Origin of the sequence: Pseudomonas sp. PSE14 (assembly GCF_029203285.1) — a bacterium.
GTDB lineage: Bacteria > Pseudomonadota > Gammaproteobacteria > Pseudomonadales > Pseudomonadaceae > Pseudomonas.
In genome coordinates, this window is record NZ_CP115669.1 from 3,409,512 (window position 1) to 3,426,096 (window position 16,585).

The 16,585-nt window shown below is 65.2% G+C and carries 15 protein-coding genes; 3 read left to right on the forward strand and 12 right to left on the reverse strand.

Annotation, left to right across the window (positions count from 1 at the left end; translation table 11 throughout):
- Positions 1 to 27 precede the first annotated feature (27 nt).
- The 9 genes from O6P39_RS15535 to O6P39_RS15575 form a co-directional block, all read right to left on the reverse strand.
- Complete coding sequence (locus tag O6P39_RS15535) at positions 28 to 681, reverse strand: HAD hydrolase-like protein (protein WP_275607402.1); 654 nt, start codon at positions 679 to 681, stop codon at positions 28 to 30.
- Between the two features lie 85 nt (positions 682 to 766).
- Positions 767 to 1,132, reverse strand: a complete 366-nt coding sequence (locus O6P39_RS15540) for a RidA family protein (protein ID WP_275607403.1) — start codon at positions 1,130 to 1,132, stop codon at positions 767 to 769.
- Positions 1,133 to 1,236: 104 nt separating this feature from the next.
- Positions 1,237 to 2,649, reverse strand: a complete 1,413-nt coding sequence (locus O6P39_RS15545; RefSeq protein ID WP_275607404.1) for an aldehyde dehydrogenase family protein — start codon at positions 2,647 to 2,649, stop codon at positions 1,237 to 1,239.
- A 12-nt stretch (positions 2,650 to 2,661) separates the two neighbouring features.
- Positions 2,662 to 3,705: a homoserine dehydrogenase gene (locus O6P39_RS15550; RefSeq protein ID WP_275607405.1), complete on the reverse strand. Its 1,044-nt coding sequence runs from the start codon at positions 3,703 to 3,705 to the stop codon at positions 2,662 to 2,664.
- Between the two features lie 220 nt (positions 3,706 to 3,925).
- Complete coding sequence (locus tag O6P39_RS15555; RefSeq protein ID WP_207886659.1) at positions 3,926 to 4,363, reverse strand: Lrp/AsnC family transcriptional regulator; 438 nt, start codon at positions 4,361 to 4,363, stop codon at positions 3,926 to 3,928.
- Complete coding sequence (locus tag O6P39_RS15560; RefSeq protein ID WP_275607406.1) at positions 4,360 to 5,745, reverse strand: threonine synthase; 1,386 nt, start codon at positions 5,743 to 5,745, stop codon at positions 4,360 to 4,362. Before O6P39_RS15560 ends, O6P39_RS15555 begins: the two co-directional genes overlap by 4 nt.
- Positions 5,746 to 5,764: 19 nt before the next feature.
- Entirely contained in the window at positions 5,765 to 6,655 is an 891-nt protein-coding gene (locus O6P39_RS15565) for a LysR substrate-binding domain-containing protein (protein WP_275607407.1), read from the reverse strand.
- A gap of 47 nt (positions 6,656 to 6,702) precedes the next feature.
- Positions 6,703 to 8,085, reverse strand: coding sequence for an amino acid permease (locus tag O6P39_RS15570; RefSeq protein WP_275607408.1), 1,383 nt, complete (start codon positions 8,083 to 8,085; stop codon positions 6,703 to 6,705).
- A gap of 201 nt (positions 8,086 to 8,286) precedes the next feature.
- The gene (locus O6P39_RS15575; protein ID WP_275607409.1) at positions 8,287 to 9,564 is read right to left on the reverse strand and encodes a cystathionine gamma-synthase family protein; all 1,278 of its coding nucleotides are present in this window, start codon (positions 9,562 to 9,564) and stop codon (positions 8,287 to 8,289) included.
- A gap of 331 nt (positions 9,565 to 9,895) precedes the next feature.
- Between O6P39_RS15575 and O6P39_RS15580 the strand changes: the two genes are divergently transcribed.
- Genes O6P39_RS15580 through O6P39_RS15590 form a run of 3 tightly spaced genes read left to right on the forward strand, consistent with a single transcriptional unit; the run spans position 9,896 to position 12,967 of the window.
- Complete coding sequence (locus O6P39_RS15580; protein WP_275607410.1) at positions 9,896 to 10,714, forward strand: transporter substrate-binding domain-containing protein; 819 nt, start codon at positions 9,896 to 9,898, stop codon at positions 10,712 to 10,714.
- Positions 10,711 to 11,550 carry an amino acid ABC transporter permease gene (locus O6P39_RS15585; RefSeq protein ID WP_275607411.1) on the forward strand — a complete coding sequence of 280 codons (840 nt, stop codon included), beginning with the start codon at positions 10,711 to 10,713 and terminating at the stop codon, positions 11,548 to 11,550. The genes O6P39_RS15580 and O6P39_RS15585 overlap by 4 nt, the downstream gene beginning before the upstream one ends.
- 43 nt (positions 11,551 to 11,593) lie before the next feature.
- Entirely contained in the window at positions 11,594 to 12,967 is a 1,374-nt protein-coding gene (locus tag O6P39_RS15590; RefSeq protein ID WP_275607412.1) for an LLM class flavin-dependent oxidoreductase, read from the forward strand.
- A gap of 91 nt (positions 12,968 to 13,058) precedes the next feature.
- On the opposite strand, the gene O6P39_RS15595 is transcribed toward O6P39_RS15590, so the two are convergent.
- From O6P39_RS15595 to O6P39_RS15605, 3 genes are all read right to left on the reverse strand, one after another.
- The gene (locus O6P39_RS15595) at positions 13,059 to 14,615 is read right to left on the reverse strand and encodes an amino acid ABC transporter permease/ATP-binding protein (RefSeq protein WP_275607413.1); all 1,557 of its coding nucleotides are present in this window, start codon (positions 14,613 to 14,615) and stop codon (positions 13,059 to 13,061) included.
- 65 nt (positions 14,616 to 14,680) lie between these two features.
- Entirely contained in the window at positions 14,681 to 15,490 is an 810-nt protein-coding gene (locus tag O6P39_RS15600) for an ABC transporter substrate-binding protein (RefSeq protein WP_275607414.1), read from the reverse strand.
- A gap of 32 nt (positions 15,491 to 15,522) precedes the next feature.
- Positions 15,523 to 16,581 (reverse strand): 2-oxoglutarate and iron-dependent oxygenase domain-containing protein, encoded by a 1,059-nt coding sequence (locus tag O6P39_RS15605; protein WP_275607415.1) that lies wholly within the window; start codon positions 16,579 to 16,581, stop codon positions 15,523 to 15,525.
- Between the last annotated feature and the right edge of the window lie 4 nt (positions 16,582 to 16,585).

The window sequence follows — 16,585 nt, forward strand, 5'->3', positions numbered from 1 at the left end:
GGGACGGCAGAACACTGCATTGGGGCATCAGCGTGGGGATGACTCCAGGCCTTCATGACTGCCCGCCAACCGCCGCAATTCGCTCACATCGGCGAACCACTCATGGGATTGAAGCGTGCGGAATGCTTCATATGTCCCATATCCCCACGCAACCGCGCCAAACGCGATACCGGCCGTTGATGCCGCTTCCCCATCCGTCGGTTGGTCACCGATGTAGATGACCTCCTCTCGCGCCACGCCAAACTTCCGCATGACCCGGCGCAAGCGCGATGCCTTGCCGAAAATGGAAACCCCGCACTCGAGGGCACGGATATGCCGACAGCTGGAGCCCAGAATCTGCGTGACATTCTCTCTGGAGTTGGAGGACACCACCGCGAGAATCACGCCCTTCTCATCAAGATGGCTCAGGGTATCGGCAATGTCCTCGAAAAGCCGGATGGAGCTTCGATGCCTCTTCATCAGGCCCATGAAGGTTCGCGCCACCAGAGGCAGCTTCCAGCGCGGCATTCCGATATGGGACATGATCTCCCGGGCCCCTTGCTTGCGCAAAGAGTCCAACTCTTCCGGGGGAATCCGGCTGAACGCGTGCTTGTCAGCGACCTGGTTGAACACCGCGACAAAGAAAGGAAAGGAATCCGCGAGCGTGCCGTCGAAGTCGAAGATGGCAAGTCGGTATGACATAGGAGCGTTCCTTCCTGGAGTGCTGGCAGCCGTATCCGGACGGCTGCGGGTGCAGGGTGATCAACTCACCCGATTGAAGGCGGCATTATCCCCGCTTCGCAATCGACCCGCCACGAACCGCAAACACCTGCACCTCGACCAGGTACCCCTCCCCCAGGTCCGCTCCAACACAGGCGCGAACCGGTTTCGGGTAGCCCTGCAGCCAGGCGTCGTAAATCTCGTTGACCCGATCGAAGTGGCTGTAGTCCGCGATCCAGATCTGTACGCGGGTCAGTTGCTCCTTGCTGACGCCGGCCTCGGCCATCAGCGCGTCAATAGTCGCCAGTACCTGCCGCAGCTGCCCCTGGACATCCTCGCGCGTATCGTCCGCCGCCACCCCGGCAGTCTCGAACATGGCGCCGTAGCTGACCGCCATGGACATCCTGTTGCCCGACGCATAACGCGTGATCATCGACGACTCCCTTATCCATCAAGTAGCGGAAAAAAGCACCGGGCGGCGCGGCGAGCGACCCACCCGGTGAAAATGACGGCCGTGAAGGGTCGTCTCCCGAAACGTCAACCCAGCTGGTTGATGCACACCACCTTGGGCTGGGTCATGTCCTCGTAGGCGAAGCGCACGCCCTCGCGCCCCAGGCTGCCGTATTTGGAGCCGCCGAAGGGCATGGCGTCGAAGCGATAGTCCGACGAGTCGTTGACCATCACCCCGCCGGCCTCGATGCGCCGCGACAGGCTGAGCGCCTTCGACAGATCACGGGTGAACAGCCCTGCGTGCAGGCTGTACTCCGGCGCGTTGGCGAGGGAAATCGCCTGTTCCAGATCCTCGAACGGCGCCAGCATCACCACCGGCGCGAACACTTCCTCGCGCCACAGCTGACTACCGTGGTCGACACCTTCCAGCACCGTGGGGGCATAGGCGGCTCCCTGGCGCTGGTGGCCGCAGAGCAGGCGGGCACCCTCGCCCAGCGCCTGGTTCACCAGATGCTCGGCCCGGCGAGCGGAGGCTTCGGTGATCATCGGCCCCATATCGGTCTCGCGCCGGCCCGGATCACCCAGCACCATCGCGCGGGTCAGTTCGACGAAGCGCTCGCGGAAGGCCGCATAGATCGACGCATCGACCAGGATCCGCTGGGTCCCGATGCAGTTCTGCCCGGCGGCCCAGAAGGCGCCGGAAACGCAGGACTCCACGGTGGCCTCGAGGTCGCAATCCTCCAGCACCAGCACCGGCGCGTTGCCGCCCAGGTCCATGGCGAGTTTCTTAAGGCCGGCATTGCGGGCGATCTGCTCGCCCGTGGCGAAGCCGCCGGTGAAGGAAATCATGCGGATCTCGCGCACGGCGACCAGGGCCTTGCCCAGCTCCACGCCTCCAGTCGCCACCGTCACCACGGACTCGGGCAGACCGGCCTCGACCAGGTACTGCACCAGCTTGAGCGCAGACAGCGGCGCCAGCTCCGACGGCTTGAGGATCACCGCATTGCCGCCGGCAATGGCCGGCCCCAGCTTGTGAGCCACCAGGTTCAACGGGTCGTTGTACGGGGTGATCGCCAGGATCAGCCCCAGGGGTTCACGGGTGAACCAGCCCTGGCGCGATTCCGAGCCTTCGTAGGCATCGAAGGGCACCACCTCGCCGGCGTTGCGGCGGGCTTCTTCCGCGGAGAGCTTCAGCGTGTTGATGCAGCGCTTCACCTCCTTTTCCGCCTGGCGCAGCGTCTTGCCCGCTTCATCGACGATCAGGCCGGCGAAATCCGCAGCGTCTCGCTCGATGAGCTGTGCAGCCCGTTCGAGGATGCTGGCGCGGCGATGCCGGGGCTGCGCGGCGCTGTCACGCACGCCCTGGCGAGCGAGCGTGAGCAGTCGGGGGACGTCCTGGGCGCCCAGGTTCGGAACGCTGCCGACCAGCGTGCCGTCGAAGGGGCTGAACACGTCGATCTGAGTCGCCTCGGGAACAAGGGATACGGAAGTCAGGCTCATGCACTTCACTCCTCAGGCCTGACGGCCGGACGCATGGATGGCGACGATGTCCGACAGCAGGGCGAACGCCGTCTCGACACGGCCGGCACCGGGGCCGGAGACCGTCACCGCACCCAGCAACTCGGTGTCGAAGGCGACGGCGTTGGTGGCGCCGGAAATGCCCACCAGGGGATGCCAGCTCGGCAGCAGGCGGGCCTCCACGCTGGCACTCACCGCGCCATCGGCTTCGCGGCGGGCGGAGCCGATCAGCTTCCAGCGCGCCCCCGACTCGCGGACCTTCTCGATATCGCTGCTGCTGATGCCGCTGATTCCGCTGCAGGCGACATCGCTGACCTGCAGGTGCGCGCCGAGCAATTCGTTGGCGAGGATCACGACCTTCAGGCGCACGTCATGCCCTTCCACGTCGGCCGTCGGGTCCGCCTCGGCATAGCCCAGCTCTTGCGCCTTGGCCACGGCCTCGGCGAAACCGAGCCCTTCTTCCATGCGCGTCAGCACGTAGTTCGAGGTCCCGTTGAGGATGCCTTCGAAACCCTGGACGCCGGAGCCCGCCAGGGTCTGCCGTGCCAGGCGCAGCACAGGCGTGCCGCTCATCACCGAGCCTTCGTACTCGAACGACACACCATTGGCCTTGGCCAGGCGCTTGAGCTCCTCGCCGTGCAGCGCGATCGGGCCCTTGTTGGTGGTGACCACGTGCTTGCCCGCCTCCAGGGCCCAGCGGCAGAAGGTCGCCGCCGGCTCGCCGTCCTTCGGATTGGTGAAGGTGGCTTCGGCGATGATGTCGGCCCCGGACTGCTTGATCACCGACTCGTTGAAGGCTTGCGCGGTGCCTTCGGGCATCTGCGCGAAGGCGCCCTTGACGGCCGGCAGCGCGGCAAGACTGGCCGCATCCAGGCCATTGCGGTCGATCACCGAGCCCAGGAAGAGATCGGTGACGCCAACGATCTTCAGGCTGAAACCCAGCTCCTGCTGCCAACGAGCGTTGCGCTCGGCGATCAGTTGAGCCAGGGCGCGGTTCACACCGCCAAAGCCAACGAGGGCGATCTTGTATTCGGTCATGGTTTGCCTTCCTTCTCAGGCGTTGTTCGATGTCGCTCAGCCTAAGAGTCGTCCCATGCCAGTTGAATATGGCAAAGCGCTGTATTTATTGGGCAATCTGACCAGTGCCGGACCGACGCAATACCTGGGCGCAGAATGAAAAACGCCGCCCGGACGAAGGTCCGGGCGGCGCTGGTATTCCCGCTGGCTTTGGCAGCAGGGTACGGCCGGGTTGGGCGGTTCAGATCACGGTGGACAGCACGAACGAGGTCACCGTGTTCTCGACCCCCGGCATCGCCGCGATCTCCCGCCAGACGTGGTGCACGCGTTCCGGGCTGGCGGCCTCGACACGGAGCATCAGGTCGAACTCGCCACTGAGCACTTCGCACTGCACGATCTCCGGGATCGTTCGCAGCGCGGCCAGCACCTCCTCGCCGCGCATGCGGTCGTAGCGGTAGACGAAGATCACCGCATTGATCAGCGACGAGGGACGCCGCCCCTCGCCCACCCGCAGGGTGTAACCCTGGATGGCGCCGTCACGCTCCAGGCGCTCGATGCGCTGGCGCACCGCGTTGCGCGACAGGTTGACCTTGAGCCCCAGCTCCGCATGGGCGATGCGCGCGTTGGCGGTGAGTTCGGCGAGGATGCGCTCGTCCAGGGGGTCGAGGATGCGCTTCATCGGCCGGCCCGCATCTGCATCAGTACCTCGTGCAACCCCGCCAGGTCATCGCGCGCCAGCACGGGTCCAGTGGCCTCGCCGCCTGTGGGCGACGGCACTGCACCGTGCCAGGCCCCCAGCTCCGCCAGCAGCGCCGCCGACTTCTCCGGCGCGAACTGCCCCAGGGTCACGATGGGCGCGCCGATGTTGCGCCGGTGCAGCCGCCCGGCGTAGGCGCCCGTCGCGGTATGGGGGTCCACCGCACTGCCGGTCTCGCGGAACAGCGTGATGATCTCTTCGCGGATCAGCGCATCGTCCACGGCATAGGAGTCGAACAGCATGCGCGCCTGCAACCACTGGCGGTTACCGATGCTCAGCTCGCCACAGTCGTCGAAGTGCTCCATCAGCGTCCGCGTCGCTTCGCCGTCACGCTCATACAGCTCCCAGACGAAGCGTTCGAGGTTGGAGAACAGCGAGAAGTCCATCGCCGGCGACAAAGTGCGGCTGGCGGAACCCCGGCTGTAGCGATTGCAATGGATGAACCGGTGCAAGGCATCGTTGCGGTTGGTAGAGACGATGATCTGGTTGATCGGCAGCCCCATTTTCTGCGCGATGAAACCTGCGTAGATCTCGGCGAAGCTGGCCGCCGGAATGCTGAAGCCGACCGGGCGGATGCCGCCGCCCAACTGCAGGGCCGCATGGAAGTAGAAGACGATCTGCGCCAGCACGCCGATCCAGTTGGTCGAGTTGAAGCTGATCGGAATCAGCTCGGGACAGGGCCATTCGCGCAGCAATCGCGAAACCAGCGATTGGCAATCGTCGAAACTGCCCTCCACGGCGACGCTGTAAACACTATCGGAATCCGCCCTGCGCATGACCTCCGACCGATCCGCCGGCGTGCCGGCCAGCGGATAGAGCGCCAGCAGGCGAGCCGTGGGACAGTGCCCCAGGGCCTCGATGGCCGCCACGGCGGTATCGCCATTGCTGGCCCCGACCAATACCGCCCGCTCGCAATCCTGGCCCAGGAAGTGCCTGATCAGCCGGGCCTGCAATTGCGCGGCGAAATCCTTGGAGGAACGGGTCGGGCCGTGGAACAACTGCAGGACCCACTCGTTGTGGCCGATCTGCTGCAGCGGCGCAATCGCGCGATGGCGAAACCCCCGATAGCTGTCGCTGACCAGCGCCCTCAGGCTCGGCTCGTCGAGCGTGTCGCCGACGAAGGGAGCAATCACCCGCCAGGCCAGTTCGTCGAACGGCAGCCAGGACCAGCTGGCGATCTCCTGCGGACTGAACAGCGGCAGCGACGAAGGCACGTAGAGCCCGCCGTCCCCGGCGAGCCCGGAAAGCAGCGCCGTGCGGAAGTCCACGCTTGTCTCGGCGCCACGGGTGGTTGTGTACTGCATCGTCACTCCAGGTGGGTACTCATGATTGGCGGTGAACCAAGGTCACCAGCCAGTTGGAAAAGGCCTGGGCATCCGGGGACAGCGCCTGCCCCAGGCCGCGCACCAGGTAAAACGACTCGCTGGCCTCGATGCGCTGGGCAAAGGGCGCCACCAGGCGCCCTTCCCGCAGGAGGTCCTCGACCAGTGACGAGCGCGCCAGGGCAACGCCCAAGCCCAACTCCGCCATGCGCAGGGTGGAGACCAGGGTGTCGAACTGCAGGCCGCTCGAATAATCGACATCATCGGCGCCGGCCCGCTTCAGCCAGTAGCCCCAGCCCTCCTCGTAGCCCAGCACATGCAGCAGCGGCAGGTGCGCCAGGTCGCGCGCCTCGCGCAAGGGCCGGTCGGCGATCAGCGCGGGCGAGCAGACCGGAACCAGCAGGTCCCAGGTCAGGCGCTGCGCCTCGACACCCGGCCACTGCCCGCTGCCCCAACGAATCTCCAGATCGTCCTCGGCATCGAGCTCCTTGACCCACAGGTTGCTGATGTAGCGGATATCGACCTGCGGATGAGCACGACGGAACTCGGCCAGCCGGGGCGCCAGCCAGAAGTGCAGGAACGAGAGACTGCCGCGCACCTTCAATGGCCGCCGCTGGCGTTGCCCGAAGATTTCGTTGGTGCCTACCGCCAGCCGGCTGATGGCGTCCTGCACGACCGGCAAGTAGGACTGCCCCTCCTCCGTCAGCCCCAGCCCCCGGGGCAGACGCTTGAACAACGCCACCCCGAGCTGGCTCTCCAACTGGCGAATCTGCTGACTCACGGCCCCCTGCGTGAGGTGCAGCTCCTCCGCCGCGTGGGTGAAGTTCAGGTAACGCGCCGACACCTCGAAGGCTCGAAGCCAGTTCAGTGGGGGCAAGGCTTTCTGGCTCAACGGCGGATCCTCATGGCAACTGTTCAAGCGGCCTAGTATCACGCTGCTCAGGCGGCCTCGGAACCACGCGCCACGACTTCCAGCGACATCTGCCGACGCTCCCGGCCCTTGCGGGTCAGCCAGAACACGAAGTAGCACCAGGCGATGAAGGGCAAGCCGAAGTACAGGGCCACCCGCTGGGCCGGGTCGAAGGCGATGCCGACGCAGGACAGCACGCAGCAGAACAGCGCGGCCAGCGGTACGAAGGGATAGCCGCGTACGCGGAACTTCAGGTCCTCGACCTTGCCGCCGTTGGCCACATAGTGACGTCGGAAGGCGATCTGGCTGGCGGCGATGCTCATCCACACCACCACCACGGCCAGTCCGGAAATGGAGACCAGGGCGAGGTAGATGGTGTCCGGCGCGAAGACGCTGCTCAGCAGCGACGCCATGCCGCCGGCCATGCTCAGGACGATGGCGTTGAACGGCGTGCCCCGGCGCGACAGCGACGCGTAGCTGCGCGGCATGTTGCCCTGGTCGCTGAGCGTCCAGAGCATGCGCGCGGCGGCGTAAAGCCCGGAGTTGGCGGCGGACAGCAGCGCGGTGATGATGACGAAGTTCATGATGTCCGCGGCGTAGGGAATGCCGATCATCTCGAAGACCATCACGAACGGGCTCTCCACCACGCCAGCCTGCTCACGCGGCAGCAGGGTCGCCAGCACGAAGATGGTGCCGATGAAGAACAGCGCCAGGCGCAGCACCGTGGTCCGGATGGCCTTGGGCACGTTCTTCTCCGGATCGCGGGTCTCGCCGGCGGCGATACCGATCAGCTCGGTCCCGGAGAAGGCGAAGGACACCGCCAGCAGGGTCATGGCGATCGACCAGAAGCCCGTCGGGAACAGCCCCTCACGGGTGAAGTTGCCCAGCCCGATGCTGTGTGCCTGCTTGATCTCGAAGACGCCGAGAATGGCGCCACCGCCGACGATCAGGAAGGCGATCACCGCGAGAACCTTGACCAGCGACAGCCAGAACTCGGTCTCAGCGAAGGTCCGCACCGACACGATGTTGCTGATGAACACGGCCGCTCCGAACAGCGCACTCCAGATCCACACCGGCGTATCCGGGAACCAGCGCACCATGAGCATGCCGGCGGCGGTGAATTCCGAGCCGATGGCAACCGTCCAGGTCAGCCAGTACATCCACGCCACCGTGTAGCCGGTGCCCGGCCCCAGGTAACGGGTCGCATAGCTGCTGAAGGAACCGACCTCCGGCATCTGCACGGCCAGTTCGCCCAGGCACATCATGACTAGGTAGACCATGACCGCGCCGATGATGTAGGCGATAACCGCACCCAGCGGACCGGCCTGGTTGACGGTGTAGCCCGAGGTCAGGAACAGGCCGGTACCGATGACACCGCCCAGCGCCAGCATGACGATGTGGCGGGTCTGCATATCCTGCTTGAAGGAATGCGCCGAAGCATTTTTGCTTGTTGTTGTCTGCACGGACATGGTTGGACTCTCATGAAAGTTGGCGGGCAAGGGCGTAGCTACGACCTCGTCTGGGCAGAGCGAATCGAGTTGCCTTGCGTCTTGTTGTTGTTCGATTTCATGAAGTGGCACCCGCCGCGACCGGCGGGCGCCACGCGGCAGGTCTCAGACCTGCAGCTCGATCGACCGGTTGGCCACGTCGCCGTGCCCTTCCGGTTCGCCGTCCCTGGCCTGTTCCCGGCGAACCGCGGCGCACGCCTGTGCGAGGTCCGCCAGCAGGTCATCGGTGTCCTCGATGCCCACGGAGATGCGTACCAGTCCTTCGGAAATGCCCAGGGCCAGGCGCTCCTCCAGGGTGTTCTCGACGTGACTGGTGGTACGCGCCGGACCGTAGATGGTTTCCACGGCGCCCAGGTTGCCGGCGCGGTGGGCGTACTTCAGGCGCGGCAGCAGGCGGGCCACGGTCTCCATGCCGCCCTTGAGCACGAAACTGACGATGGCGCCGAAGCCGCGCATCTGCGACCGGGCTATCGCGTGGCTCGGATGTTGAGGCAAACCGGGGTAGTTGACCGCCTCCACCAGGGGCTCGGTGCACAGGTATTCGGCCAGCGCCCGCGCACTGGCCTGCTGCTGGCGCAGCCGGACGGCCAGGGTCTTGATGCCGCGGATGATCAGGTAGGCGGAAAACGGGTCCAGCGACGCCCCGTTGATTTCCCGGTAATGGCGAACCTGCGACATCAGCGACTCCGCACCGCAGACCACGCCACCCAGCACGTCACCATGCCCGGAGAGGAACTTGGTCGCGCTGTGCACCACGACATCGACGCCCATGGTCAGCGGGTTCTGGTTCAGCGGCGTGGCGAAGGTGTTATCGGCCACCACCAGGGCGCCGACCTTCCGCGCCGCCGCGACCAGGCGGCGGATGTCCAGCACCTTGAGCGTGGGATTGGTGGGGGTTTCCAGGTAGAGCAGATCGCAGCCGGCGGCGATCTCGCGCTCGATGGCCTCGGTATCCAGGGTGTCGCACAGGCACACCTGCACGCCCATGCGCGGCAGGAACTCCTCGAAGATCTTGTTGGTGCCGCCGTAGCTGTCACGGGTAGAGACCACCCGCTTGCCGCTCGACAGGAAGGTATGCAGCACCGCGCTGATGGCGGCCATCCCGCTGCTGAAGGCAACCGCCGACTCCGACTGCTCCAGCTCGCAGAGTTTGGCTTCCAGCGTGGCGACGGTCGGGTTGCTCATGCGGCTGTAGATGTAGCCGGGAAGCTTGCCCAGGGCGACGTCGTACCAGGCATCGATGTCCTGGTAGCCGTAGGCGGCGCTTACCACGATCGGGGTCTGAGTCGCATTGTAGGGGTGCTGGACCTGCTCTCCACTCCAGACCACCCGGGTACCGACTCCGGCACCGCTGCTGCGCTCGACATCTTCGTTCTTGTTCATATCCAGTTCCCGCACGACTGAGTTGACTACACCGATCCGGGATCGGTCTGCGGGGACTATAGGGACGCGCTCCGGATCTGAAAAACGATGGAATCCGGGTCTGAGAGGCGTTTTTTTTAATGGCTCCGGGTCAAGCCGTGCGAAGTCGGACAGGACCTTGTACGCCCTCGCATGGCAAGGATCGGGACACCTCTGCCAATCGAGTCCTCCACTGCGCTCACAACGGAGAGATATAGCTCGAACGGAGCAATAAATTCCACAAAGATATTAGAAAAATAATTTTTATGTCGTTTTAATCTTTACCGATTCCCCGCCCATCCTGGAGCCCGTTTTGAAACTGTCCCTCCCCGTTCTCGGCCTTGCTCTGGCCGCCAGCTGCGCATCCGCCTTCGCCGGCACTACCCTCGATCGCGTCCAGCACCAGGGCGAACTGGTGGGCGTGCTGATGGAGAACTACCCGCCGTTTTCCTTCCTCAATGCCCAGAACCAGCTCGATGGCTTCGACGTCGACATCGCCAGGGCCGTGGCGGAGCGCCTGGGCGTCAAGCTGCGCCTGGAAACGCCATCCTGGGACGTGATCGCCGCCGGCCACTGGAGCGGCCGATACGACGTCTGCGTCTGCTCCATGACGCCCAGCCAGGCGCGCGCCCAGGTCTTCGATTTCCCGGTGAAGTACTACGAGTCGCCGGCGGTGATCGTGGTCAATGCCAAGGACTCGCGCATTGCCTCGGCCAAGGATCTGGACGGCAGGAAAGTCGGTGTGATCAGCGCTTCGACCTACGAGAGCTACCTGCGCAAGGACCTGGTCATCGAGGGCGCGGAAGACAAGCCGCTGAGCTACCCCTTCGAGCAGGTCGAGATCGCGCCCTACGACAACGAGACCGTCGCCTTCCAGGACCTCGCTCTGGGTAGCGGCGTGCGCCTGGACGCCATGGTCACCAACCTGGTGACGGCACGCGAACGGATCGCCCAGGACCCACGCTTCAAGATCGTCGGCCAGCCGCTCTATGGTGAGCCCAACGTGGTGGCCATCGAGAAAGGCGACCCGCAGTGGAACGCCAAGGTCACCGAGATCATCGGCCAGCTGCGCCAGGACGGCACGCTCGCCCGCATCTCGAATAAGTGGATCGGTTCAGACATCACCCAATGAGCGCGTTCCAGAATCCTCCCTCCAGACTGCGCGACGCGCCGGCAGAGCCGCTGCTGGCGCGCCTGTTCGGCTTCCGTGTCCGGCTGTACCTGACCTGGGCGGTCATGCTCCTCCTGTGCGTGGCGTTTTTCCTCAGCTTCGACCTGAAGTTGGCGATCATCCTCGACAAGTGGCGCAACCTGGTGGGCGTCAACCTCGCGCCCAACGGTTTCCTGCAGGGGGCGGCGCTGACCCTGTTCCTCAGCTTCTGCTCGATCTGGGTCTCGTTGCTGCTGGGTTTCGTCACGGCGCTGGCCCGGTTGTCGAGCAGCGCCGTCGCCTTCGGCGTGGCCAGCTTCTACGCGTCCTTCTTCCGCGGGACGCCGCTGCTGATCCAGATCCTGCTGATCTACCTGGGCCTCCCGCAGCTGGGTGTGGTTCCGGGTGCCATCAGCGCAGGCATCCTGGCGCTGTCGCTCAACTACGGCGCCTACCTGAGCGAAATATTCCGCGCAGGCATCATCGGCGTGCCCCATGGGCAACGTGAAGCCGCGGCAGCCCTGGGCATGAACCGCACCCTGACCTTCTGGCGCATCGTCCTGCCGCAGGCCATGCGCACCATCATTCCGCCGACGACCAACCAGTTCATCTCGATGCTCAAGGATTCGTCGCTGGTCTCGGTGATGGGTGTCTGGGAGGTGATGTTCCTCGCCCAGTCCTACGGCCGCGCCTCCTACCGCTACATCGAAATGCTCAGTGCCGCCGCCCTGCTCTACTGGCTGATGTCCATCGGGCTGGAGCTGATCCAGGCCCGGCTGGAGCGCCATTACGGCCGGGCCTACGACACACGCCGCTGAATCCACGCGCGCACCTCCGACCATCGTTCTTCAGGAAATCCGGATGTCCGACCCCAAACCCCTGCTCTTCGCCCTCTATGAACAAGCCAGCGTCGGCTGCGGCGGCGCGCCCAGCCTCTGGACCCACCCGGCCGATGAGCGCCTGCGCATCAACACCCTCGGCTACTGGACCGACCTGGCCCGCAGTGCCGAACAGGCCAACCTCGACATGCTGTTCTTCGCCGACGTGCTCGGCCTGTATGACGTCTATGGCGGCTCCCACGAGGCCGCGCTGAAGTGGGCAGTCGAGGCGCCCGCCAACGACCCGCTGCTGCATCTGCCCGCGCTTGCTGCGGTGACCGAACGCCTGGCCTTCGGCGTGACCATCAGCACCACTTACGAACACCCGTTCAGCCACGCCCGGCGCTTGAGCACCCTCGACCATCTGAGTAACGGCCGCGTTGGCTGGAACGTCGTCACCTCCTACCTGAGCAGCGCGGCGCGCAACTTCGGCCTCGATGAGATGATCCGCCATGGCGACCGCTACGCCCGTGCCGAGGAGTTCCTCGATGTGGTGTACAAGCTCTGGGAAGGAAGCTGGGCGGATGACGCGCTGGTGGCCGACAAGCGCGGGCAGACCTATGCCCGCGGCGACCGCGTTCGCGCCATCGAACACCACGGCGAGCACTATCGGGTGCAGGGCGCGCATCTCTGCGCACCCTCCCCCCAGCGCACGCCGGTGCTGATCCAGGCCGGCTGGTCCGAGCGCGGCCGCGCCTTCGCGGCCAAGCATGCCGAACTGATCTTCATCGCCAAGTCGCGTCCGGAAGAAATCCGCGCCGGCCTGGAAGACATCTGGTCCCAGGCCGAGGCACGTGGCCGTGCCCAGGATGACATCAAATCGCTGACCGTGCTGCGCATTGTCACTGCCCGCACAGCCATCGAGGCGCAGAAGAAGTACGACCAGTTGCAGAGCAACTATCACCTGCAGGCGCAGTTGGTGAGCTATGCCGGGGACACGGGCATCGATCTCGACCGCTACGCCGACAACGAGCCGCTGACCACCGAGACCCAGGGGCTGACGTCCTACGTCATGCGCCCCGACGGCAGCGGCCAGCCGCTCACCGCCGGCGATGTGCGCAAGCGCTTCGCCCAGGTGACCCGGGGCAGCGACCTGATCCTGGTTGGTACCCCGGAGCAGGTGGCCGACCGCATCGAAGAGCACGCCCGCCTCTCCGGCACCAGCGGCTACATGCTCAATCCGCTGATCAGTCCCGGCACCTTCGATGACTTCGCCGAGTTGGTGATCCCCGAACTGCAGAAGCGCGGTCTCTATCGCACCAACGCGCAAAGCGGGACCTTCCGTTCACGCCTGCGTGCCGATCGCAGTGATCGCCTGCCACAGAGCGCTTACGGCGCGTCCTTCCGCTTCGAATGAAAAAGCGCGCCCAGAATGGGCGCGCTCCTTTACATCGTTGCAGACATCGATCCGGCACAGCCCGGCAAACACCCGTCAGTCAGGCGTGACGTCAGCTGGCGAGAAACTCCCGGCGCTGCGCCTCGTCCTGCTCGACCTGGCGCTCCAGGCCGATGAAGCGCATCACCCGCTCGCCGCATTCGCCATTGCGGATGCTTGCCGGTGCGGCATCGACCTGCACCTGGCCGTGCTCCATGAACAGCACCCGGTCGGAAATCGACATGGCGAAGTCCATCTCGTGGGTGACGATCACCATGGTCATGCCTTCCTTTGCCAGGTCGCGGATCACGTTGAGCACATCGCCCACCAGTTCCGGGTCCAGCGCCGAGGTCGGCTCATCGAATAGCATGATCGCCGGCGCCATGGCCAGCGCGCGGGCGATGGCCACACGCTGTTGCTGACCGCCGGAGAGCTGGTGCGGGTACTTGTTGGCATGGGCCAGCAAGCCGACCTTGTCCAGTAGCGCCAGGGCCTTCTGCTCGCAGATGTCGCGCCCGGCCAGGCCGTGGAAGCGCGGCGCCAGGGTGACGTTGTCGAGGATGGTACGGTGCGGGAACAGGTTGAAGTTCTGGAACACCATGCCGATGTGCTGCACGCCTTCACGCAGGCGCGCCGGGTTCGGCCTGCCGGCTTCGATGTAGGGCTTGCCGAAGAGCTGGGTGGCGCCGCCGTCGATGCCTTCCAGGCCGTTGACGGTGCGAATCAGCGAGGTCTTGCCGGAGCCGGACGGGCCGATGATCGACACCACCTCGCCGTTGCCGACGCTCAGGTCGACGCCCTTGAGGACTTCGTGGGTGCCGTAGCTCTTGCGGATGCCCTTGAGCTGCAACGCGGGCGGTGCACCGGCCGGGGCGGCCTCGCGGCTGGCCACGGGAGTTGCCGGGAGGTTCTTGCGCAGGCTTTCCAGGCGCTCGCCGGCCAGGGTTTCCGGCTTGCGGGCGTTGAGGTCCAGGCGGTGCTCCAGGTACTGCAGGCCCCAGCCGAACAGGGTCACGATCAGCACGTAGTAGATGGCGACCGCCGACAGGGTTTCCATCACCAGGAAGTTCTGCGCATAGAGGCGCTCACCGACCTGCAGCAGCTCGGTGAGGGAGATCACCGAGACCAGCGAGGTCAGCTTGACCACGGTGACGTACTCGTTGATCAGCGTCGGCAGCGAGATGCGGAACGCCTGCGGAATGACGATCAGGCGCTGGATGCCAATGCCGCCCATGGCCAGGGCGCGACCGGCTTCCTTCTGGCCCTTGGCCACGGAGATCAGGCCGCCGCGATGGATCTCGGCCATGTAAGCCGCTTCGGTCAGCACCAGGGCAAGCAGGCCGGAAATGAACGGATTGGACAGCAGCGCGCCGCTGGCCGGGAAGAGCTGCGGCAGGTTGTAGACGAACACCACCAGCACCAGCAGCGGCACGCTGCGGAAGAACCAGATGTACAAGGCCGTGGGCATGCGCAGCCAGCGCGAGCCGGAGAGCTTGGCACAGGCGAGGAGGAAACCCAGGACCATGCCGATCAGCCAGGTCAGGGCGCTCAGTTCGATCACCGTGACGCAGGCCTTCCAGAAATCCGGCAAGGAGAAAAGGGAGAAGAAGTAGGACCAGTCGAATTGCATGGAGACCTCGGCGAACGAGGCTGGCGCGAGGCCAGCCCCGTCTTTCATGTTGCGTTAAAGCGGAATCACTCGGTTGCCGGAGCGTCTTCGAGAGCGTACTTCTTCAGCAGGGCAGCGAATTCGCCGCTGTCCTTGGTCTTCTGGAAGGCGGTCTTGAGTGCGTCGTACAGCTCCTGGTTGCCCTTCTTCACGTACATGCCCAGGGTCTGCTTGTAGATCAGCTCGGTGGAGCTGACCACCACGCGGCCCTTGGAGCGCTCGGCGATCATGTGCGCGGCGCCGGAAATCTCCACCTGAGCCTGGACGTTCTTCGACAGCAACGCCTGGGTCACTTCCGGCGCGGACGGGTATTCGCTCACGCTGATGGCACCCTTGCCGTTGGGTACGCAGTAGGTCTTGGACAACTCCTCGAATTTCGGCACCCAGGTGGTGCCCTTCTCCAGGCCGATCTTCTTGCCGCAGAGGTCTTCAGGCTTCGCCGGGCGCTCCTTGCTGTCGGCCGGGACCATGATGGCTGCGCCGGTCTGCGCGTAGGGGATCGCCATGGCCTGGGTGGCACGCTCGGGGGTGACGTACATGCCGGAGATCACCGCGTCGAAGTGGCCGGCATTCAGGCCCAGGATCAGCCCGGAGAACTTGGTGTTCACGAAGCTCGTCTTGAGGTCCATGTGCTTGGCCAGCAGTTCGGCCAGCTCGGGGTCGGAACCCACCACCTTGTCGCCGTCATAGGACTCGAAGGGCGGATAGGTGATTTCCATGCCGACCTTGAACTGCCCCGGCGTGGCAGTCAGGGCGGCGCTGGCGGATTGCAGGGTGCACAACAGGGTGGCGCCGACAACGGCTGCGGCCAGGAGGGTGCGGGTGGTTTTCAGCATGGTGATTGCTCCAGTCTAGGGTTGCGCGCGGCTCAGTAAGGCTGCGTCTGTTTTTTCAGGTGGCCGAAGCTGGACGGTTTGCGCGCCCGCTCCGGCAGTGCCAGTTCGCCGTCGGCGACCTTGCGGCGCAGGTAGCTGTATGTCTGCAGCGCCTGGCTCCACATGTGCTCGCCGATGGCGATGGTTTCGTACTCCCGGCTGCCGTTGTCGAACTGCGGCAGCGGACGGATCTGAGTGTGGTAGTCACAGGCGTAGAACAGCGGGAACGAGTAGCGCTCCTCGCGCACTGTGCGTACGCGGTGCGCGGTGGCCACGAAGGCGCCGTTGGTCATCACCTCCAGCATGTCGCCGATGTTCACCACGAAGGCACCCGGTACCGGCGGTGCGTCGATCCACTCGCCCTCCTCGTTCATCACTTCCAGGCCCGGCTGGGTGGCATGCAGGATGGTGAAGCACTCGTAGTCGGTATGTGCCCCGATGCCCGGTGCGTCCTGCGCTTCGCCATCGAAGGGGTAATGGATCAGGCGCAACTTCGACGGCGGCCGACTTACCAGCGGGTCGAAGTAGCCCTCCTCCAGGCCCAGGGCCAGGGCGAAGCCGTCGAACAGCTTGCGGCCGAGGGCGAACACAGCCTGGTAGTAGGCACTCACCTGCTGCTGGAAGCCGGGCACTTCCGGCCAGCGGTTCGGCCCCAGCAGCGGCGTGCCGGCCAGCACCAGCGGATCCTCGGCGGCCACTTCGAAGCCGACGTCGAAGGCTTCCTTGTGATCCGGCTTGCCCTTGGCGTAGACCTCCTCGCCCTCCGGGACGAAGCCCTTGTGGCTTTCCGAGACGCCGATGTAATGGCGCATCTTGGCTTCCAGCGGCTGGGCGAAGTAGGCCCGCGCGGCCGCTTGCAGGCCCTCGATCAGCTTCGGATCGAGGCCGTGGTTGCGGATATAGAGGAAGCCCACTTCACGGGCCGCCTTGCCCAGTTCGGCCGCCACCGCCTGGCGCTCTTCCAGGCGTGCGCTGAACAGCCCGCCGATGTCGATGACGGGTATGGAGGTGAAGGCCCTGCTCGCGTGCTCCTGCATATTCGATGGCTCCATCAGT